Source organism: Catenuloplanes sp. NPDC051500 (assembly GCF_044454585.1).
In the GTDB taxonomy this organism is placed as follows: domain Bacteria; phylum Actinomycetota; class Actinomycetes; order Mycobacteriales; family Micromonosporaceae; genus Catenuloplanes.
In genome coordinates, this window is sequence record NZ_JBITDX010000012.1 from 208,263 (window position 1) to 226,356 (window position 18,094).

19 protein-coding genes are annotated in these 18,094 nt (G+C 69.1%); 13 read left to right on the top strand and 6 right to left on the bottom strand.

The window, feature by feature from the left end; all coding sequences use genetic code 11:
• Window positions 1-237: 237 nt before the first annotated feature.
• Entirely contained in the window at window positions 238-1,896 is a 1,659-nt protein-coding gene (locus ACIA8K_RS24750) for a glycoside hydrolase family 10 protein (protein WP_396063095.1), read from the bottom strand.
• An 89-nt stretch (window positions 1,897-1,985) separates the two neighbouring features.
• Here ACIA8K_RS24750 and ACIA8K_RS24755 point away from each other — a divergent pair, with 89 nt between their 5' ends.
• Window positions 1,986-2,627: an L-threonylcarbamoyladenylate synthase gene (locus ACIA8K_RS24755; protein WP_396063177.1), complete on the top strand. Its 642-nt coding sequence runs from the start codon at window positions 1,986-1,988 to the stop codon at window positions 2,625-2,627.
• Complete coding sequence (locus tag ACIA8K_RS24760; RefSeq protein ID WP_396063097.1) at window positions 2,628-3,239, top strand: phosphotyrosine protein phosphatase; 612 nt, start codon at window positions 2,628-2,630, stop codon at window positions 3,237-3,239.
• Window positions 3,240-3,270: 31 nt separating this feature from the next.
• On the opposite strand, the gene tsaD is transcribed toward ACIA8K_RS24760, so the two are convergent.
• The 5 genes from tsaD to ACIA8K_RS24785 all read right to left on the bottom strand — a co-directional run bounded on the left by tsaD (window position 3,271) and on the right by ACIA8K_RS24785 (window position 7,886).
• A complete protein-coding gene (tsaD, locus tag ACIA8K_RS24765; RefSeq protein ID WP_396063099.1) occupies window positions 3,271-4,269 on the bottom strand; it encodes a tRNA (adenosine(37)-N6)-threonylcarbamoyltransferase complex transferase subunit TsaD in 999 nt (332 codons plus the stop codon).
• Window positions 4,266-4,877: an L-threonylcarbamoyladenylate synthase gene (locus ACIA8K_RS24770; RefSeq protein ID WP_396063101.1), complete on the bottom strand. Its 612-nt coding sequence runs from the start codon at window positions 4,875-4,877 to the stop codon at window positions 4,266-4,268. Before ACIA8K_RS24770 ends, tsaD begins: the two co-directional genes overlap by 4 nt.
• Complete coding sequence (gene tsaB / locus ACIA8K_RS24775) at window positions 4,874-5,524, bottom strand: tRNA (adenosine(37)-N6)-threonylcarbamoyltransferase complex dimerization subunit type 1 TsaB (RefSeq protein WP_396063103.1); 651 nt, start codon at window positions 5,522-5,524, stop codon at window positions 4,874-4,876. Before tsaB ends, ACIA8K_RS24770 begins: the two co-directional genes overlap by 4 nt.
• On the bottom strand, window positions 5,487-5,999 hold the full coding sequence (tsaE, locus tag ACIA8K_RS24780; RefSeq protein ID WP_396063105.1) for a tRNA (adenosine(37)-N6)-threonylcarbamoyltransferase complex ATPase subunit type 1 TsaE: 513 nt from the start codon (window positions 5,997-5,999) through the stop codon (window positions 5,487-5,489). The genes tsaB and tsaE overlap by 38 nt, the downstream gene beginning before the upstream one ends.
• Before the next feature lie 342 nt (window positions 6,000-6,341).
• A complete protein-coding gene (locus tag ACIA8K_RS24785) occupies window positions 6,342-7,886 on the bottom strand; it encodes an SDR family oxidoreductase (protein ID WP_396063107.1) in 1,545 nt (514 codons plus the stop codon).
• Between the two features lie 80 nt (window positions 7,887-7,966).
• Between ACIA8K_RS24785 and glyA the strand changes: the two genes are divergently transcribed.
• From glyA to ACIA8K_RS24840, 11 genes are all read left to right on the top strand, one after another.
• Entirely contained in the window at window positions 7,967-9,259 is a 1,293-nt protein-coding gene (glyA, locus tag ACIA8K_RS24790; RefSeq protein WP_396063109.1) for a serine hydroxymethyltransferase, read from the top strand.
• 51 nt (window positions 9,260-9,310) lie between these two features.
• Window positions 9,311-9,709 carry a hypothetical protein gene (locus ACIA8K_RS24795; RefSeq protein ID WP_396063111.1) on the top strand — a complete coding sequence of 133 codons (399 nt, stop codon included), beginning with the start codon at window positions 9,311-9,313 and terminating at the stop codon, window positions 9,707-9,709.
• Between the two features lie 168 nt (window positions 9,710-9,877).
• Window positions 9,878-10,099, top strand: coding sequence for a hypothetical protein (locus ACIA8K_RS24800; protein ID WP_396063113.1), 222 nt, complete (start codon window positions 9,878-9,880; stop codon window positions 10,097-10,099).
• 25 nt (window positions 10,100-10,124) lie between these two features.
• A complete protein-coding gene (gene atpB / locus ACIA8K_RS24805) occupies window positions 10,125-10,928 on the top strand; it encodes a F0F1 ATP synthase subunit A (protein ID WP_396063115.1) in 804 nt (267 codons plus the stop codon).
• An 83-nt stretch (window positions 10,929-11,011) separates the two neighbouring features.
• On the top strand, window positions 11,012-11,254 hold the full coding sequence (atpE, locus tag ACIA8K_RS24810; protein WP_396063117.1) for an ATP synthase F0 subunit C: 243 nt from the start codon (window positions 11,012-11,014) through the stop codon (window positions 11,252-11,254).
• Between the two features lie 87 nt (window positions 11,255-11,341).
• A complete protein-coding gene (locus ACIA8K_RS24815) occupies window positions 11,342-11,893 on the top strand; it encodes a F0F1 ATP synthase subunit B (protein WP_396063119.1) in 552 nt (183 codons plus the stop codon).
• Window positions 11,890-12,711: a F0F1 ATP synthase subunit delta gene (locus tag ACIA8K_RS24820; RefSeq protein ID WP_396063179.1), complete on the top strand. Its 822-nt coding sequence runs from the start codon at window positions 11,890-11,892 to the stop codon at window positions 12,709-12,711. The genes ACIA8K_RS24815 and ACIA8K_RS24820 overlap by 4 nt, the downstream gene beginning before the upstream one ends.
• Window positions 12,712-12,796: 85 nt before the next feature.
• The gene (gene atpA, locus ACIA8K_RS24825) at window positions 12,797-14,440 is read left to right on the top strand and encodes a F0F1 ATP synthase subunit alpha (RefSeq protein WP_396063121.1); all 1,644 of its coding nucleotides are present in this window, start codon (window positions 12,797-12,799) and stop codon (window positions 14,438-14,440) included.
• A gap of 2 nt (window positions 14,441-14,442) precedes the next feature.
• Window positions 14,443-15,372 carry a F0F1 ATP synthase subunit gamma gene (locus tag ACIA8K_RS24830; protein WP_396063123.1) on the top strand — a complete coding sequence of 310 codons (930 nt, stop codon included), beginning with the start codon at window positions 14,443-14,445 and terminating at the stop codon, window positions 15,370-15,372.
• Window positions 15,372-16,817 (top strand): F0F1 ATP synthase subunit beta, encoded by a 1,446-nt coding sequence (atpD, locus tag ACIA8K_RS24835; protein ID WP_396063125.1) that lies wholly within the window; start codon window positions 15,372-15,374, stop codon window positions 16,815-16,817. Before ACIA8K_RS24830 ends, atpD begins: the two co-directional genes overlap by 1 nt.
• Before the next feature lie 82 nt (window positions 16,818-16,899).
• Window positions 16,900-18,024 (top strand): LCP family protein, encoded by a 1,125-nt coding sequence (locus tag ACIA8K_RS24840; RefSeq protein ID WP_396063127.1) that lies wholly within the window; start codon window positions 16,900-16,902, stop codon window positions 18,022-18,024.
• Window positions 18,025-18,094: the final 70 nt, after the last annotated feature.

Consider the following 18,094-nt stretch of genomic DNA (forward strand, 5'->3'; position numbering starts at 1 on the left):
GCCACTATTTTGCGTATTTGGGGGGCATGCCACATGAACGCCCCCCTCCCAAAATCTCCGTGGGGGGGGGGGGGCCATTTAGGGGGGGGTTGGCGGGCCCCCCCCCCACGCAAGGATCTTGACCGCCTTTGAATTACGTCGCCCCGGCCCCGGTGTCGGTGCATTGTGGTCCGGCGGCGGCTTCAGTGCGTGATCGGAGCGAGGGCGAGCGAGAGCGGGAGAATATGACTTCGAAGGTCAAGACGTGGTGATCGGAGCACTCGGATCGCCCTCGTTCCAGGAACGGTCGAGGGCTGTGACGCAGTAGGTGGCGGTCGGGGCGGCGGGGGCGGAGGTGTCGACCCACAGCTGGTCTGTGGCGTCGGTGGCGCGGTCGGTGGCGACCAGGACGGCCTTGTCGCCGTCCACGCGGTAGAGCGCGAACGCGGTCGCGGCCGCGCCTGAACCGGCCCGGCCGGTGACGGTCACGGCGCCGGTCTTCGGGTCGCGGGCCGCGGAGACGACGGAAGGGGCGGCCGGGGGTGTGGAGGGGAGCTGGGACATCACGGCGGGGAGCGCGGGCGTGGAGTAGAAGTCCCTGGCGTACCGCGTGACGGATCCTAGTTTGTCGCTCTTGACCTGTTTGGCGCTGAAGTGCACGCTTCCGGTCACCTCGGGGTGCGCCCGGTTGAGTGCCATCTGCTTGCTCAGCTGGTCCGGCTCCGTCCAGGCGCCGGGCTCGCCGGCCCGGTAGTCGGCCTGGCCGATCCAGAGTTGCACGCCCGTCCCGGCCACGGTCGTGGTCCACCAGGGCAGCATCACGGCGTAGTCGGCCTTGTCGAAGCCGATGTTCCAGTAGAGCTGCGGGACGATGTAGTCGAGCCACTTCTCGCGTACCCAGGTGCGGGTGTCGGCGTAGATCTCGTCGTAGGCCTGGAGGCCGCGACTGTTTGAGCCTGCCGGGTCGGTGCCCGCGTTCCGCCAGATGCCGAACGGGCTGATGCCGAACTTTACCCACGGCTTGATCTGCTTGATCCGCTCGGACATCTCCTTGACCAGCAGGTTCACGTTGTCGCGCCGCCAGTCGCCCTTGTCGGCGATGCCCCGGTTGTGGGTGGCGAATGCGGCGTCGTCCGGGAAGTCCTCGCCGGCCTCCGGGTACGGGTAGAAGAAGTCGTCGAAGTGCACGCCGTCGATGTCGTACTTCCGGACCGCCTCAAGCATCGAGTCCTCGACGAACTGCCGGGCCTCAGGGATGCCGGGGTTGAAGAAGAATCGCCCGTTCGTGCTCGGGTAGGTCACCCGCCACTCCGGGTGCGCGCGGAGCGGATGGTTCGGCGCGAGCTGGTTCACGTCGGCGCCGGCGCCCTTGGCCGCGGCCGGTTGACTGCCCCGGTACGGGTTGAACCAGGCGTGGAACTCCAGGTTCCGCGCGTGCGTCTCGGCGATCATCCAGGCCATCGGGTCCCAGCCGGGGCCGACGCCGTCCCGCTTGCCGGTCAGCCAGTCGGACCACGGCGCGTACTCCGACGGCCAGAACGCGTCGCCGCTCGGCCGCACGTGCACGAAGACCGCGTTGTGGTTGAGCTTCTGCGCCAGGTCCAGCCAGCCCAGGTACTCCGCCTTGACCTGCGCCTCGGGCAGGCCCTTGCGGCTCGGCCAGTCGATGTTGTTGACCGAGGTGATCCACATCGCGCGCAGCTCGCGCGGCGCGGACGTGGGCACGCCGTTGCAGGACCCGGCGGTGGAGACCGCGGCAGTGGATGCGTTCTCCGGCTGACGTGCTTCGGCCGCGCCTCCGGACCGGTCGCCGGCCCAGCGGATCAGGCCCGCGGTGACGACCAGGACGAGCACCGAGAGTGTCGCGGTCAGCGCTGTGAGCAACTGGCGTCGGGTGGGCTTCCGGAGCACGGGCATCGGACCAGTCTGCCCACCGCGGCCGAAATCGCAAACGTTGCCACCGGTGCGGGCGCGGGCCCGGCCGCCCATGGCAGACTCTCCCCGTGATGCTCTATGACTGCCGGTCCGCAGCCGATCGTGACCGAGGCATCGCCGCCGCGATCGAGGCAGCAAAAAACGGCGAGCTGGTGGTCATGCCCACCGATACGCTCTACGGCATCGGGTGTGACGCGTTCTCGTCGCATGCGGTGAATTCGCTGTTCAACGCGAAGGGCCGTGGGCGTACGCCCCCGCCGGTCCTGGTCGGTTCCCGCCACACGCTGAACGGCCTGGTCCTGATCCTGCCCAAGGCGGCGCGCGACCTGGCGGACGCGTTCTGGCCCGGCCCGCTGACGATCATCGTCGACCACGCGCCGAGCCTGCAGTGGGACCTCGGGGAGACGAACGGGCAGATCGCCGTGCGTCAGCCGCTGCACCCGGTCGCGCTTGAGGTGCTGCGCGAGGTCGGCCCGATGGCGGTCTCCGCGGCGAACAAGGTGGGTCGCCCGGCGCCGCTTACCGCGGCCGAGGCGCAGGAACAGATGGGCTACTCGGTCCGGACCTATCTTGAGGCGGGCGCCTGCCTCGATCCGGTGCCGAGCACGATCGTTGACGTCACCGGCGACGTCCCGCGCATGCTCCGCGCGGGCGCGGTGCCGCTTGAGAAGCTCCGGGACGTGGTACCGGACATGCTCGGCCAGGAGGACTGAATGCCGCCGTTTTCCGTGCTGCACGTCTGCATGGGCAACATCTGCCGCAGCCCGATGGCCGAGCACCTGCTGACCATGTCCTTCGCGCGCCGCCTCGCCCCGGACACCGACGCCGACCTCGGCGCGCTGCTCTACTCGCACAGCGCCGGCACCGGCGGCTGGCACGCGGGCGAGAAGATGAACCCGCCCGCTGCCCGGGAGATCGCCCGCCGCGGCGGCGACTCGTCCGGCTTCGAGGCGCGCAAGCTGCGCTCCGACCACATCGACGCGGCCGACCTGATCCTCACCGCCACCGCCGACCAGCACGAGTACGTGCTGGCCCTGCGCCCGGACGCGGCCGCCCGCTCGTTCGTGCTCGCCGAGTTCGGCCGTCTGCTGGCCACTGTCGACGAGTCCGGCCTGCCCGAGCCCGGCACCACGCCCGAGGCGGTCTACGCCCGCGGCATCGCGCTTGTCGCCGCCGTCGACGCGGCCCGCGCCGGCGCCGAGTCACTGCCCACCGACGACCTCGACGACCCCTGGGGCCGTGGCGACGCCGCCTTCGTCCGCATCGCCGACGAGATCGAGGCCACCGTCGAACCGCTTGCCACCCGCCTGCTCTCCGGGAAGTGATGAGGGGCCGGGCTGGCCCGGCCCCTCATCCCTAAAAACTCTCGATGGTCAGCGACGTCTGGGGGGCCACGGGGGTGTGGTTGTCGGTGGCCAGGTAGTCCCAGGCGGCCATCGCGATCATGGCGCCGTTGTCAGTCGACCACTTCAGCGGCGGCAGGCACAGCCGCACTCCGGCCTCCTCGCACAGCGCGGCGGCCGCGGCCCGCAGCGGGGGAGAGGCGGCCACGCCGCCGACGATCACCAGCGATGACGAGGGGTACGCGGCGAGCGCGCGACGGCACTTCGCGATCAGCACGTCCATGCAGGCCGCGACGAACGACGCGGCAACGTCCTCGACCTTCCAGCCCTTCTCGGCCTCCAGGTAGCGCATCACCGCGGACTTCAGCCCGGAGAACGAGAAGTCCAGCCCGTGGTTGATCACCGGGCGCGGGAACGGGATGTGCGGGACGCCGGCGCCGGCCATCCGGTCCACGACCGGCCCGCCCGGGTAGCCCAGGCCGAGCATGCGGGAGACCTTGTCGTAGGCCTCGCCGACCGAGTCGTCGAGCGTGTTGCCGATCAGCTTGATGTCGGAGGGGCCGTTCATCCTGGCCAGCAGCGTGTGCCCACCGGAGACCAGCAGGATCATCGCGGGGAACTCGACGCGCTGCTCCTCCAGGTCCGCGCTGCGCAGGTGGCCGCGCAGGTGGTTGACGCCGACGATCGGCACGCCCCAGCCGGCGGCCAGGCCGGACGCGGTGTCCAGGCCGACCATCAGCGAGCCGATCAGGCCGGGGCCGCGGGTGACGCCGATCGCCTCCAGCTCGCGCGGGTTGATTCCGGAGTCCTCAAGCACCATCCGTACCGTCGGAATGATCTTGTCGATGTGGGCGCGGCTGGCGACCTCGGGGTAGACGCCGCCGTAGCGGTTGTGGATGAGCACCTGCGAGGCGACGGCGGACGCGATCACCTGGCCGCGCTCGTCGACCAGGCCGACGGCCGTGTCGTCGCAGGACGTCTCGATGCCGAGGATGAGCCCGTTCGACGTCATGAGAGAACCTTCTCGATCTGATCCGAGGGAATCTGCCCGACGCGCTCGATCCGCGGCGTCGGCAGGTTGCAGTTCACAAGCGTCGACGGTACGGACTGCCGCGGCCCACCGTCGAGCACCACGTCAGGCTCGCCGTCGAGCATGGCGAGGATGTCGGCCACGGTCTCCGGCGTCTCCTGCTGATGCGCGTTCGCGCTTGTGACAAGCAGCGGGCCGGTCTCCCGGAGGATGGCCAGCAGCGCCTCCTCCTTCGGGATCCGGACCGCGATCTCGTCCCGCCCGTCCAGCCAGGCCGGCGCGCCGGAGAGCCCGAACGCGATGGTGATCGGCCCGGGTGCGAACACGTCGAGCAGCTTCCGGGCGTCCGGGGTGACCACGGCGCCGAGCGTGGGCAGCTGGTCCACGCCGGCCACCATGATCGGCAGGTTCTTCGCGGCCGGCCGGTTCTTCAGCGCGAAGATCCGCGCGGCGGCCTCGGGACGGCCGGCCGCGACCGCGAGGCCGTAGACCGTGTCCGTGGGGACCAGCGCGACGCCGCCGTCAAGCAGGCTGTCCCGCGCGGCCGCGACGATCTCGGGCGTCACCTCGGTGACATGCTGAATGATCACGGAATCTCCCCGGTGAACGGTGCGGTCTGCTCGTTGATCGGGCTCACCACGTCGGCCGGCGCCCAGTCCGCGTCGGCGGGCGGCGTGACAGTGAGCCGGTAGGTCGCCAGCGAGGACGGGACCTCGACGCCGCTGTCCGTGACGTCCACGCCGTCCAGCAGCGCGATGGCCTGGTCGCGGAACGAACCGGCCACGATCAGCGCGGAGTGCGCCGCGCGTACCTCGGCCGCGATCTCGGACAGCTTGTCGTGCCGCATCAGCGTCGCCCGGCCGCGCTCGTAGACGGCCGCGTAGACGTTGCCCGCGCCCGCGTTGCGCAGGCAGAGCACCGGCAGGTCGGTGTCCGGCGCGGCGGTGTACGCGAGCACGCGCAACCCGTGGAGGCCCACCACCTGCCGGCCCAGGCTGAACGCGAGCCCGTTCGCGTACGCCACCCCGGCGCGCACCGAGCTGAGGTTGCCCGGCCCGAGGTTGACCGCGATCAGCGCGATGTCCGCCGCGGTGTGCCCGGCCTCATCAAGCGTGGTCTGGACCAGGCCGCCGATGCTTGTGAAGGACGGGTCGTCGCGCCTCAGGACGGTCTCGGCGCCGTCAAGTGTGACGCCATAGTTAATCGACGACGATTCGATCGCTAGCGTGAGCCCCATTGGTGTCCTTCGAGATAGCCGCGTGCAGGTCGCCGAGCGCGCCGGTCCACCGGTCGCAGGATGAGGCGAAGGTCAGCGTGCGGCCGTCCGTCTCGTCGGTGGCGACAAAGGAGATCGAGAGGTGGCAGGGGAACTCGCCGGCGATCTTGTCGCCCCACTCGATGAGGCTGATCACCTCGTCCTGGTACTCAGCGAGCCCGAGGTCGCGGTACTCCTCCACGTCGGCCAGCCGGTAGCTGTCCACGTGCAGGATCCGTGACCTCGCGGAGTAGAACTGCGCCAGCGCGAACGTCGGGCTGGTGACCGGGTCGGTGGAGCCCAGCGCCTCGGCGACCGCCTTGACGAACGTGGTCTTGCCCGCGGCCAGGTCGCCGTTCAGCAGCACGATGTCTCCGGGCCTCAGCCGCTCGGCGAGGGCGCCGCCGATCAGCGCCGTCTGCGCCGGCGAACCGGAGACCACACTGAATTGCTCCATGACGAAAGTTCCCCTACTCCTCACCAGGCGGAAGCCTGAGGTAGGCCAGCCAGCATACCGGCCGAAGAGGATCGTCCCACCCGGCGTGCCGCCCCCCACCAGCCGAGCCACCCACCCCAGCGACAGCCACCCAACGAAACGCCGCTGCCAGCCAGACCCGCAACGCGCCCGCCCCTCTTCGTCTGCAGTTTCTCCGGACCGCGCGGATCGGTACCGCCCACACGAGGAACGTCGGTGTCAGCCGGACACGCAGCGCGCCCACCGCTCTTCGTCTGCAGTTTCTCCGGACCCGTCGCTTGCGTGACCACGTCGTGAGGCGCGGACGACCGAGGAACGTCGGTGTCAGTCAGACACGCTCTTCGTCTGCCTGACACCGCCGTCCGCAGGCCGTGGCGTCGAGCCCGGAGGAGCGAAGCGACGACCAGAACTCCTAGCGATGTTGCGGGCCATGCCGCCGAAGATGATCGCGTGGAACGGGAAGACCGCGGCCCAGTACGCGTGCCCGGCCAGCCCGCGTGGCAGGAACACCGCGCGCTGCCGGTACGTCGACGTGCCGTCCGCGCCCGGTTCCGCGTGCATCTCCAGCCAGGCCCGGCCGGGCAGGCGCATCTCCGCGCGGAGCCGCAGCATCCGGCCCGGGATGATCTCCTCGACCCGCCAGAAGTCGAGCGCCTCGCCGACGTAGAGCCGGTGCGGGTCGCGGCGGCCGCGGCGCAGGCCGACGCCGCCGGAGAGTGTGTCCATCCAGCCGCGCACGGACCAGGCGAGCGGGAACGAGTACCAGCCGTTCTCGCCGCCGACGCCCTCGATCACCCGCCACAGCGCGTCCGAGGGGGCGGCGACGGGCTGGCTGCGCACGTCTGTGTAGACGCTGCCGCCGGACCAGTCCGGGTCGCTGGGCAGCGGTTCGGCGGATGCGTCCCGCCCGGCCGCGCCGGTCCACCGCGTCTCCACCTGCACGTCGCGGAGCTTGCTGAGCGCGAGCTGCACGGCCTCGTCGAACGGGGTCGGCTCCCAGGGGAAGTACTCCGAGATGTCGTTCTCGTGCGCCACCGCCTCGTGGATCAGGCTTTCCACGAGCGGCCGCGCGATCGCGTTCGGGACCGGCGTGACCAGGCCGACCCAGTGTGAGGACAGCCAGGGTGTGAGCGGGCGGACCGGCAGCAGGATCCGGCGGGGGAGTCCGGCGACGCGCGCGTACCGCTGCATCATCTCGGCGTAGGTGAGCACGTCCGGCCCGGCGATGTCGAAGCCCCGGTTGACCTCGGGTGGCAGGCTCGCGGCCTCGATCAGCCGGCGCAGCACGTCCCGTACCGCGATGGGCTGGATCCGGTTGTTGACCCAGCGGGGCGTGACCATGATCGGCAGGCGCTCGGTCAGGTAGCGCAGCATCTCGAACGACGCGGACCCGGACCCGATGATCACCGGGGCGCGCAGTACGGCGGTGGGCACGCCGCTGTCAAGCAGGATCCGGCCGACCTCGGCGCGCGAGCGCAGGTGGGCGGAGTGCACCCGGCCGGCCGGGTCCGGGCCACCGAGGTAGACGATCCGCTTGACGCCGGCCTTGGCGGCGGCGGCCGCGAAGTTGGTCGCGCCGACCCGGTCCATTTCCTCGAAGGCGCGCCGGCCGAGCGAGTGGATCAGGTAGTAGGCGACGTCGACGCCCTCAAGCGCGCGGGCAAGCGTCTCCGGCCTGCTGACATCGCCCTCCGCGACCTCGACGTCCGCGGCCCAGGGCGCGTCGCGCAGCCGGTTCGCATTCCGGGCCAGGCAGCGGACCCGGTAACCGGCCGCGACGAGGCGCGGCGCGAGGCGCCCGCCGATGTATCCGGTAGCGCCGGTGACCAGGCACAGGGCGCCCGGCGGGACGGCCTCAGTTTCTCGCATGGAGACCATGATTGCCCCCGTTTGGAAACCTAAACGGCAATAGACTCAGGCTGCCGATCTGGCCGATGCGGGGAGTGCCTGTGAGCGACACCTTCTGGGGCCCGGACTTCCACGCCCTGCACGAGACCGATCCTGAGATCGCCGAGGTGCTGCTCACCGACCTGCACCGGCTGCGCGACGGGCTGCAGTTGATAGCGAGCGAGAATCTGACCTCGCCCGCGGTGCTTGCCGCGATGGGTTCCACGCTTAGCAACAAGTACGCGGAGGGTTATCCGGGGCACCGCTACTACGGCGGGTGCGGGCCGGCGGACCTGGCCGAGGAACTGGCCGTGAGCAGGGCGAAGGACCTGTTCGGCGCGGACCACGTGAACGTGCAGCCGCACTCCGGCGCGTCCGCGATCATGGCGGCCTACGCCGCGCTTGTGCAGCCGGGCGACACGGTGCTCGCGATGGACCTGCCGCTCGGCGGGCATCTGACCCACGGGAGCAAGGTCAACTTCTCCGGGAAATGGTTCAATCCCATCGGGTACGGGTTGCGCCACGACACCGAGCTGATCGACTACGACGAGGTCCGCGACCTGGCCCGCGCGCACCGGCCCAAAATGATCATCTGCGGCGCCACGGCGTACCCCCGCTGCATTGATTTCAGGATCTTCCGCGAGATCGCCGACGAGGTCGGTGCCTATCTGATGGTGGACGCGGCCCACTTCATCGGGCTCGTCGCGGGGAAGGCGATCGCGTCGCCGGTGCCGCACGCGGACGTGGTCTGCGCGACCACGCACAAGGTGCTGCGCGGACCGCGCGGCGGCATGATCCTGTGTCGTGAGGGGCTGTCCGCCCGGATCGACAAGGCGGTCTTCCCGTTCACCCAGGGTGGGCCGTTGATGCACGCGGTCGCGGCGAAGGCCGTCGCGTTCCGGGAAGCCCAGATGCCCGATTTCCAGGGGTACGCCACGCAGGTGGTCCGGAACGCCCAGGCGCTCGCCGCGGGCCTGGTCGCCGAGGGCATGCGGGCGGTGACCGGCGGTACCGACACGCACCTCGCCGTGGCCGACCTCACCGGGATCGGTGTCACCGGCCGGGACGCGGAGGAGCGCTGCGATCTGGCCCGGATCACGCTCAACAAGAACGCGGTCCCCTATGACCCGCAGAAGCCCACGGTGGCGTCCGGCATCCGAGTCGGCTCCGCCTGCATCACCACGCAGGGCATGGACGAGGGGGAGGCGCGCGAGGTGGCGGCGCTGATCGGCCGGGCGGTGCGGGCCGACCCGGGGACCGCCGCCGGGCTCTCCGCACTGCACGAGGTCGCGGACCAGGTGACCTCGCTGGTCCGGCGCTTCCCGGCGTACGCCCGCCCGGCGCCCGCGATCTGACCACGTCGCCGGTAGTGTCGCTCGGACACGAGCCCGGGGAGCAGGCGCACGATGATCATCAGGTTGGGTCACATCTGGTTGCCGCTTGGCGCCACGGCGGTGCTTGCCGTGGTGCTCGCTGTCATCGGCCAACTCGTGGACGGCCGGGCGGGCCTGCTCGGCGCGTTGCTCGGCGTGGGCCTGATGGCCGTCGGCTACCTGCTCTCGAACGTCGCCCTCGCCTGGGCCGACTCGATCCTGCCGAAGCTGGTGATGACCGTCGGGCTGGTCACCTACGTCTTCAAGATCGCGCTGCTCGGTGTGGTGCTGCTCGTGGTGGTCGACCGTGACTGGGACGGCGTCCGGATGACCGCGATCGGCATGGTCTGCGCGATGGCGATCTGGATCTCGGCGCAGTTCTGGTCCGCGATGCGGCTGCCGGCCGTACCCCCTCAGGCGGTGTCCGACTAGCCCCCTCCGGGTGTCCGTTGTCGGAAATCAGCGAGTCCCCTCCCGGTTCCGAGCCGCGGGGAGTACCGTGTCCAACGGATTGAGCAGGACCCCGCGAAACCACACGACTGCGTTGTGTGGGGGGTGAGTCCTAGGCTCCTCCCAGCGGCTGATATCGTTCGCCGCGTCATGGCCGATGACCCTTCACCCAAAAAGCCCCCTGAGTCTGAGTCCGGGGCGGATGCTGGCTGGTCGGCAGTCGGTTACCTGCTCGGTGGCATGATCATCTGGGGCGGGGCTGGCTGGCTGATCGATCGTTGGCTGGGTCTGCCGGATGTGGGACTGCTGATCGGGCTGATCGGCGGCACCATCGCCGGGGTTTATCTGATCGTGAAGAGGCTGGGCGCGTGAACGGCCCCGACCGACGGAGGATGCGTTGAGTAAGTCCCCGACCGTTCTAGCCTCGGAGTTTCCGCCGGGGGTGGACAGCTTCGACTTCGGCACCCTGGTCCCGGCGCTCGAAGGGACGATGTGGGCGCAGGCGTTCACCAAGATCACGCTGTTGGTCTGGTTGTCCGTCGCAATTCTGATCGTCTTCTTCCTGGTCGCCTACCGCAGCCCGAAGGTCGTTCCGACCAAGGGCCAGTGGATCGCCGAGTCGGTCTACGGCTTCGTGCGGGACGGCATCGCCAAGGACATCATCGGCCAGAAGCACGGTGTGCGTTTCGCGCCGTACCTGGCCACGCTGTTCGTGTTCATTCTGCTGAACAACCTCTGGGGCATCGTCCCGTTCGCGCAGATTTCACCGAACTCGCATATCGCTTTCCCGATCGTGCTGGCGCTGTTCACCTACGTCATGTACTTCTGGGTCGGCATCCAGGCCCAGGGCCTCGGTCACTACGTGAAGAACAGCATCTGGGTGTCCGGCGCGCCGTTGTGGGTGCAGCCGATCCTGGTGCCGATCGAGCTGTTCCAGGTCCTGCTGCTCCGGCCCGCCACGCTTGCCATCCGGCTCTTCGCCAACATGTTCGCCGGCCACATGATCCTGCTGGTGTTCACGCTCGGCGGCGTCGCGCTGATGAACGCGGACGCGGTGCTTCTCAAGCCGGTCGCGCTCCTCAGCTGGGCCATGGCCATCGTGATGACGCTCTTCGAGCTGTTCATCCTGGCACTCCAGGCGTACGTGTTCACGCTGCTGACCGCGACGTACCTGCAGAGTTCGGTCGACCCGGCGCACTGATCGCGCCATAGCTTTCGCAACAGTAGTTATTCGCCTTAATCGTTCGCGTAACTCGTACGCGGCAACTCAGGAGGATTCACAGCATGACCACCGAGACCGCCACCGTCCTGGCAGAGATTTCCGGCAACATCAACGTCGTCGGCTACGGCATCGCTGCCCTGGGCCCGGGTATCGGCGTTGGCCTGGTCTTCGCCGCCTACATCCAGGCGACCGCGCGTCAGCCCGAGACCGCCGGCCTGACCCGCGTCTACATGTTCATGGGCTTCGCCGTGGTGGAGGCGCTCGCGCTCCTCGGCCTGGTGCTCGCGTTCGCGCTGGGCAACTGACCCCACACGTCGACGGTTCCCGCCGTGTCGCGGAAACCGATTCGGTGATCGGCGGGAACGACGCATCACCGGCCAGATGGGAGTGTTATGAACGCTTATATCGCTGCTGAAGAGCACGGTGGCGGCAATATCCTGCTGCCCCCGGTCGCTGAGATCATCGTCGGTGTCGTCGCTTTCGCCGTGATCCTGTTCGTCCTGGCCAAGTTCGTCTTCCCCCGCATGGAGGAGACGTTCAAGGCCCGGGTGGACGCCATCGAAGGCGGCATCGCCCGCGCCGAGACCGCGCAGGCCGAGGCGAACGAGCTGCTCGAGCAGTACCGCGCGCAGCTCGCCGAGGCCCGGACCGAGGCCGCCCGCATAAGGGACGAGGCGCGTGCCGACGCCGAGGCGATCCGTCAGGACGTCCTGGCCAAGGCGCGTGAGGAGTCCGACCGCATCATCGCGGCCGGGCAGGAGAACCTGCGTACCCAGCGCGAGCAGCTGGTGCGTGAGCTGCGGGCCGAGATCGGCACGCTCGCCGTGGACCTGGCCGGTCGCATCGTGGGCGAGTCGCTCGCCGACGAGGCGCGCAGCCGGGGCACCGTCGAGCGCTTCATCGCCGAGATCGACGCGCCCACCGCGTCGGGGAGCCGGCGCTGATGTCGATCGGCAACCGCGACTCCTATGCCGCGGCGACGGACGAGCTGACCGCGTACGCCTCCTCGGCGTCCGCGGCGGACGTCGCCGTGCTCGGCGATGAGCTGCTGTCGGTCGCCCGGCTGCTGTCGGGCGAGCCCCGGCTGCGGCGTGCGCTGTCCGACTCCTCCACCACGCCCGCGCGGCGTACCGAGCTGGTCGGCGCGCTGCTGACCGGCAAGGTCGGCGCACCGGCCCTCACGGTGCTGACCGCGCTCGTCTCCGGGCGCTGGTCCTCGCCGAGCGAGTTCCTGACCGCGGTCGAGCAGGCCGGTGTGGACGCGCTGCTGAGCAGCGGGTCAAGCGCCGGTGAGCTGAGCGAGGTCGAGGACGAGCTGTTCCGGTTCGCCAAGGTCGTCTCCGCCGAGAAGGCTCTCGGCGGCGCGCTCGGTGACTCGTCCGTCCCGGCCTCGCGCCGGTCGGAGCTGGTCCGGGAGCTGCTGACCGGTAAGGCGAATCCGGTGACGGTCCGCCTCGTCGAGGTGGCGCTGTCCGGGTTCGGTGGACGCGGCTTCGTGGCATCGCTCGACCGCCTGGTCGAGTTGGCCGCGGACCGTCAGGACCGCGACCTCGCGTACGTGACCGTCGCACGCCCGCTCGCCGAGGCCGACGAGCAGGCGCTGGCTGCCAAACTGTCCGAACTGTACGGCCGGGGAGTGTCCCTCAAGGTCACGGTCGACCCGGCCATCGTCGGCGGCATCAGTGTCAAGGTCGGTTCCGACCTGTACGACGGCACGATTCTGCGGCGGCTCACCGAAGCCCGCAAGGCATTCGCCAAGTAGGTCCGTTCCCTCGGAAGCCTTTCATTCCGTGCGCGTTTTCGCGCTGGTGGGAACGGCACCGAGACGAGAGTAGAGAAGGCTGGGAATGGCCGAGCTGACCATCTCCTCGGATGAAATCCGGGGTGCGCTCGAGCGCTACGTTTCGTCCTACACGCCCGAGGTCTCCCGCGAGGAGGTCGGCATCGTCAGCGATGCGGGCGACGGAATCGCACATGTCCAGGGTCTGCCCTCGACGATGGCAAACGAGCTCCTGGAGTTCGAGGACGGCACTCTCGGTGTCTCCCTGAACCTGGAGGCCCGCGAGATCGGTGTCGTCGTCCTCGGCGACTTCACCGGCATCGAGGAGGGGCAGCCGGTCAAGCGGACCGGCCGCGTCCTCTCCGTGCCGGTCGGCGACGGCTTCCTGGGCCGCGTCGTCAACGCGCTCGGCGAGCCGATCGACGACAAGGGCGACATCGCGACAGACGGCTTCCGCGAGCTCGAGCTCCAGGCGCCGAACGTCATGTCGCGGCAGCCCGTCAAGGAGCCGCTGCAGACCGGCATCAAGGCCATCGACTCGATGACCGCGATCGGCCGGGGCCAGCGTCAGCTGATCATCGGTGACCGCAAGACCGGCAAGACGACTGTCGCGCTCGACGCGATTCTGAACCAGCGTGACAACTGGCTGTCCGGCGACCCGAAGAAGCAGGTCCGCTGCATCTACGTCGCCATCGGCCAGAAGGCCACGACCATCGCCACGGTCAAGGGCATCCTGGAGGAGAAGGGGGCGATGGAGTACACCACCATCGTCGCCGCCCCCGCGGACGCCCCGGCCGGCTTCAAGTACATCGCGCCGTACGCCGGTTCCTCGATCGGCCAGCACTGGATGTACAACGGCAAGCACGTTCTGATCGTCTTCGACGACCTGAGCAAGCAGGCCGAGGCGTACCGCGCCATCTCGCTGCTGCTGCGCCGTCCGCCGGGCCGCGAGGCGTACCCCGGTGATGTCTTCTACCTGCACTCCCGCCTGCTGGAGCGCTGCGCGAAGCTCTCCGACGAGCTGGGCGCGGGCTCGATGACCGGTCTGCCGATCATCGAGACGAAGGCGTCGGACATCTCGGCGTTCATCCCGACCAACGTCATCTCGATCACCGACGGCCAGATCTTCCTTGAGGCCGACCTGTTCAACTCCGGTGTTCGCCCGGCCATCAACGTGGGCACCTCGGTGTCCCGGGTCGGCGGCGCGGCGCAGGTCAAGGGCCTGAAGGGCGTGGCCGGCCGGCTTCGTCTCGACCTGGCGCAGTACCGCGAGCTGGAGGCGTTCTCCGCCTTCGCCTCCGACCTGGACAAGGCGTCGCGCAACCAGCTCGCGCGTGGTGCCCGTCTGGTCGAGCTGCTCAAGCAGCCGCAGTACTCGCCCTACCCGGTCGAGGAGGAGACGATCTCCATCTGGGCCGGCACCACCGGCGAGCTGGACGACGTCGAGATCGGCGATGTGGGCCGGTTCGAGCGTGAGCTGCTGCAGTGGCTTCGCCAGCACCGTGCCGAGACCGTCACCGGCATCGCGTCCACCGGCAAGCTGTCGGACGACGCGATCGAGTCGCTGAAGTCGGGCGTGGCCGAGTTCAAGCAGCTCTTCCAGAGCGGCGCGAACGGCACCCCGGTCAACGAGGCTCCGGTCGAGGCGCTCGGCGACGACAAGGTGAGCCGCGAGACCGTCACCCGGCACGTCGACTCGGACGCGAGCTAGGCATGGCCGGTCAGGTACAGGCGCTGCGCCGTAAGGTTCGCTCGGTCCGGTCGACCAAGAAGATCGCCAAGGCGCAGGAGCTGGTAGCTACCAGCAAGATCGCCAAGGCGCAGGAGCGGCAGTCGGCGGCCAAGCCGTACGCGGAGGCGATCACCGGCGTGCTCACCGAGCTCGCCTCGAACGCCAACATCGACCACCCGCTGCTGCAGGCCCGCCCCCGGGTTCTGCGGGCCGGCGTGCTGCTCATCACCAGTGACCGGGGCCTGGCCGGCGCCTACAACGCCAACGCGATCCGGACGGCCGAGGGACTGATCTCGCGGCTTCGCGCGGACAACAAGGACGTGGCGCTGTACGTGGTCGGCCGCAAGGCCCTCACGTACTACACGTTCCGTGGCCGTCCGGTCGAGGCGAGCTGGACCGGTTTCTCCGGCGAGCCCACGTTCGCGGACGCCCGCACGATCGGCGAGAGCCTGCTGGCGGCGTTCGAGGCCGGCGCTGACGACACGGAGTCGACCTACGGCCCGGATGGCATCCGGGGCGTGGACGAGATCCACATCGTCAGCACCCAGTTCAAGTCGCTGATGACGCAGAGCGCGCACTCCCGCTTCCTCGCCCCGATGCAGGTCGAGGAGAAGAAGCGTGAGAGCGGGCCTCGGCCGTCGTACGAGTTCGAGCCGGAGCCGGAGGAGATGCTCTCCGCGCTCCTGCCGAAGTACATCAACACGCGGATCTACGCGGCGTTGCTTGACTCGGCAGCGAGCGAGTGGGCATCTCGCCGACGGGCGATGAAGAGCGCCTCGGACAACGCGGATGACCTGCTCAAGACGTACACGCGCGAGATGAACTCCGCGCGGCAGGCCGCGATCACCCAGGAGATCAGTGAGATCGTCGGCGGCGCCAACGCGCTGGCGGCGGCGGGAAGTGATGAGTGATGACTATTAGTGCTGCACCGGTGGACGGTGCGCCCCAGACCGCCGTGGGTCGCGTCGTCCGGGTCATCGGCCCGGTCGTCGACGCCGAGTTCCCGCGTGACGCGATGCCCGACATCTACAACGCGCTGCACGTCGAGGTGACCCTCTCCTCGGGCACCAAGACGCTTACCCTCGAGGTCGCCCAGCACCTGGGCAACAACGTGGTCCGGGCCATCTCGATGGCGCCGACCGACGGCCTGGTTCGCGGCACCGAGGTCAAGGACACCGGCACGGGCATCTCGGTGCCGGTCGGTGACGTGACCCGTGGCCACGTGTTCAACGCGCTCGGCGAGTTCCTCAACGCCGACGAGTCGACGCTCGAGGTCACCGAGCGCTGGCCGATCCACCGCAAGGCCCCGGCCTTCGCGGACCTCGAGCCGAAGACCGAGATGCTGGAGACCGGCATCAAGGTGCTGGACCTGCTCACCCCGTACGTGCGTGGTGGCAAGATCGGCCTCTTCGGCGGCGCGGGCGTGGGCAAGACGGTGCTCATCCAGGAGATGATCATCCGTGTCGCCCGCAACTTCGGCGGTACGTCCGTCTTCGCCGGCGTCGGCGAGCGGACCCGTGAGGGCAACGACCTCATCCTGGAGATGGACGAGGGCGGCGTGCTCGACAAGACCGCGCTCGTCTTCGGCCAGATGGACGAGCCGCCGGGCACCCGCCTGCGGGTCGCGCTGTCCGCGCTGACCATGGCGGAGTACTTCCGCGACGTCCAGAACCAGGAGGTGCTGCTCTTCATCGACAACATCTTCCGGTTCACCCAGGCGGGTTCCGAGGTGTCCACGCTGCTCGGCCGCATGCCGTCCGCCGTGGGTTACCAGCCCAACCTGGCGGACGAGATGGGTCTGCTGCAGGAGCGCATCACCTCCGTCCGGGGCAAGGCCATCACCTCGCTCCAGGCGATCTACGTGCCCGCGGACGACTACACCGACCCCGCGCCGGCCACCACGTTCGCCCACCTGGACGCGACGACCAACCTCGAGCGGTCGATCTCGGACAAGGGCATCTACCCGGCCGTGGACCCGCTGGCTTCCAGCTCGCGGCTGCTCGCGCCGGAGTTCGTCGGCCTGGAGCACTACACGGTCGCCCGTGAGGTGCAGCGGATCCTGCAGAAGTACAAGGACCTGCAGGACATCATCGCGATCCTCGGTCTGGACGAGCTGTCCGAGGAGGACAAGGTCACGGTGGGCCGTGCCCGCCGGATCGAGCGGTTCCTGTCGCAGAACACCTACGCGGCGGAGCAGTTCACGAGCGTCCCCGGCTCGACGGTCCCGCTGAAGGAGACCATCGAGTCGTTCAAGAAGATCTCCGAGGGTGAGTACGACCACTTCCCCGAGCAGGCCTTCTTCATGTGCGGCGGTCTCGAGGACCTGGAGCGCAACGCGCACGAGCTGATGAAGTAGTCAGTCTTGCAAGGAGAAGGCCCCGCTTCGGCGGGGCCTTCTTTTGTGACTACATTTCGTAATTTATGGGTAACCTTCAGTAATGAAAGGGACATCATCCCCGAGATGGGTCCGGATCTTCACCTACCTCGGCGTCACCCTGCTCATCCTGAGCGGCCTCGTGGTCATCGGCGTCAGTGTGCTCCAGGAGCGCTATGAGGGCAGCGTCGTCACCGCCGACCTCTTCGGCGACTCCGACGACTTCGCACCCCTGACCGCCGCCACCGCCAAACCCGAATACGGCCACACCCGCACGCTCGCCTCCGAGAGCGTCGACATCGACGGCCCCCTCGACCTGCTCCTCGTCGGCATCGACCCACGCCCGAACGAGCCGGCCCGCCCACCGCTCGCCGACGCGATCATGGTGTTGCACATCGAGGACTCCCACAAGCGGGCGTACCTCTTCTCCCTGCCCCGCGACCTGATCGTGGACATCCCGGCGTTCGCCAAGGCCGGCTTCAACGGCAGCACCGAGAAACTCAACGCGGCCATGTCGCACGGCAGCCGCGTCCCGGACACCGGCGGGATCGACAACGCCCAGGGATTCCAGCTGCTCGCCCGTACCGTTGTCGAACGCACAGGCATCCCCCGCTTCGAGGCCGGCGCCATCATCAACTTCACAGGCTTCGAAGCCGTCGTCGACGAACTCGGCGGCGTCGACATGTACGTCGACGAACGCACCCTCTCCATCCACCGCGCCCCCAACGGCACACTGCGCCCCGGGTACGGCCCGCAGAAGGCCTACGAGGTCGGCGAGCAGCACATGAACGGCTGGGAGGCGCTCGACTTCGTACGGCAGCGCAAGAGCCTCGCCCGGGGCGACTACGCCCGCCAGCGCCACCAGAAACAGTTCCTCAAGGCCGTCCTCACCCAGGCCACCGACTCCGGCCTGGTCACCGACCCGCTCCGCCTCGACCGGGTACTGCGCGCCGCAGGCGAATCCCTCACCTTCGCCGGCCGCGGCCACGGCCTCACCGACTACCTGCTCGCCCTGCGCAACCTCCGCCCGGACGACCTAACCACGATCCAACTGCCCGGCGCCTCGGTCGGCCAGGGCGTCACCTACCGCGGCGAACAACTGCTCCCCGCTGCTGACGACTTCTTCGCCGCCGTCGCCGAGGACCGCATCGCCGCCTACCTGGCGGTCCACCCCGAGCTCGTATCGTAAACAGCAGGTAACGGCTGCCACCCGGGTTGGGCCGTCACATCCGGCCCGACTAGACTCGGGCGAATCCCCG

Excerpts from the sequence above, each read along its gene's own strand:
- ACIA8K_RS24750 (WP_396063095.1), bottom strand. The coding sequence starts at position 1,896 with ATGCCCGTGCTCCGGAAGCCCACCCGACGCCAGTTGCTCACAGCGCTG.
- ACIA8K_RS24755 (WP_396063177.1), top strand. The coding sequence starts at position 1,986 with ATGCTCTATGACTGCCGGTCCGCAGCCGATCGTGACCGAGGCATCGCC.
- ACIA8K_RS24760 (WP_396063097.1), top strand. The coding sequence starts at position 2,628 with ATGCCGCCGTTTTCCGTGCTGCACGTCTGCATGGGCAACATCTGCCGC.
- tsaD (WP_396063099.1), bottom strand. The coding sequence starts at position 4,269 with ATGACGTCGAACGGGCTCATCCTCGGCATCGAGACGTCCTGCGACGAC.
- tsaB (WP_396063103.1), bottom strand. The coding sequence starts at position 5,524 with ATGGGGCTCACGCTAGCGATCGAATCGTCGTCGATTAACTATGGCGTC.
- tsaE (WP_396063105.1), bottom strand. The coding sequence starts at position 5,999 with ATGGAGCAATTCAGTGTGGTCTCCGGTTCGCCGGCGCAGACGGCGCTG.
- ACIA8K_RS24785 (WP_396063107.1), bottom strand. The coding sequence starts at position 7,886 with ATGCGAGAAACTGAGGCCGTCCCGCCGGGCGCCCTGTGCCTGGTCACC.
- ACIA8K_RS24795 (WP_396063111.1), top strand. The coding sequence starts at position 9,311 with ATGATCATCAGGTTGGGTCACATCTGGTTGCCGCTTGGCGCCACGGCG.
- ACIA8K_RS24800 (WP_396063113.1), top strand. The coding sequence starts at position 9,878 with ATGGCCGATGACCCTTCACCCAAAAAGCCCCCTGAGTCTGAGTCCGGG.
- atpE (WP_396063117.1), top strand. The coding sequence starts at position 11,012 with ATGACCACCGAGACCGCCACCGTCCTGGCAGAGATTTCCGGCAACATC.
- ACIA8K_RS24815 (WP_396063119.1), top strand. The coding sequence starts at position 11,342 with ATGAACGCTTATATCGCTGCTGAAGAGCACGGTGGCGGCAATATCCTG.
- atpA (WP_396063121.1), top strand. The coding sequence starts at position 12,797 with ATGGCCGAGCTGACCATCTCCTCGGATGAAATCCGGGGTGCGCTCGAG.
- ACIA8K_RS24830 (WP_396063123.1), top strand. The coding sequence starts at position 14,443 with ATGGCCGGTCAGGTACAGGCGCTGCGCCGTAAGGTTCGCTCGGTCCGG.
- atpD (WP_396063125.1), top strand. The coding sequence starts at position 15,372 with ATGACTATTAGTGCTGCACCGGTGGACGGTGCGCCCCAGACCGCCGTG.
- ACIA8K_RS24840 (WP_396063127.1), top strand. The coding sequence starts at position 16,900 with ATGAAAGGGACATCATCCCCGAGATGGGTCCGGATCTTCACCTACCTC.